The sequence below is a fragment of the Pseudomonas sp. LJDD11 genome (genome assembly GCF_024584215.1).
Lineage (GTDB): Bacteria > Pseudomonadota > Gammaproteobacteria > Pseudomonadales > Pseudomonadaceae > Aquipseudomonas.
Genome location: NZ_JANJFL010000123.1, coordinates 1 through 551, shown reverse-complemented (window position 1 = coordinate 551; position 551 = coordinate 1). Strand labels below are relative to the sequence as shown.

The 551-nt window shown below is 48.1% G+C and carries 1 protein-coding gene; it reads right to left on the bottom strand.

All coding sequences use genetic code 11. The features are described from left to right. Positions 1 to 71: 71 nt before the first annotated feature. On the bottom strand, positions 72 to 215 hold the full coding sequence (locus tag NRB16_RS29110) for an SEC-C metal-binding domain-containing protein (protein ID WP_257107596.1): 144 nt from the start codon (positions 213 to 215) through the stop codon (positions 72 to 74). Between the last annotated feature and the right edge of the window lie 336 nt (positions 216 to 551).

Below are 551 nucleotides of genomic sequence, written 5' to 3'. Positions count from 1 at the left end.
GCGAGCCCATAACTCTCCGTTGTGCGATGGTTTCCGCCTACTGGAGGAACTCTCACCCACCCACAAAAAAGTTATGGCTCTGGGTTGAAGCAGCATTTCTTATACTTCTTATTAGAGCCACACGGGCACGGAGCATTTCGGCTAACGTTCTTGGCCGCCCCATTCCCTGGTATTGCTCTCTGAGAAATGTTGTCTAGTATGTTGTAGGTTTTCATGATTTGTTGAGCAGTCGTTCGCTCATCGCCAGTAAGCGGAACAGATGCATCTATAGCAAAAATTGTCTCAGAGCCCCCTTGATGGCCTTTGGTGTCGGCTCCAAGAACTACGATTTCTTTTGCTTTCTGGAACTTGTACCGCGCTACACATGCGTATAGCTGCATGTAGGCAGTTCGCTCCTGTCTATATTCATCATAGGAGTTGAATCTATGACTCCACGGGAAAAATACGAAGACGTACACTCGGCCTGGATTACAGAGAGAGTAAGTCGTTCGTGCTGAGCGTGTTCCGCTGGGAACTGTATGGAATTTGTCAAATAGGGCAGTTGCAAGGAG

Bases quoted from the DNA above. Each gene is read 5' to 3' on its own strand.
- NRB16_RS29110 (WP_257107596.1), bottom strand. From the start codon at position 215: ATGAAAACCTACAACATACTAGACAACATTTCTCAGAGAGCAATACCA.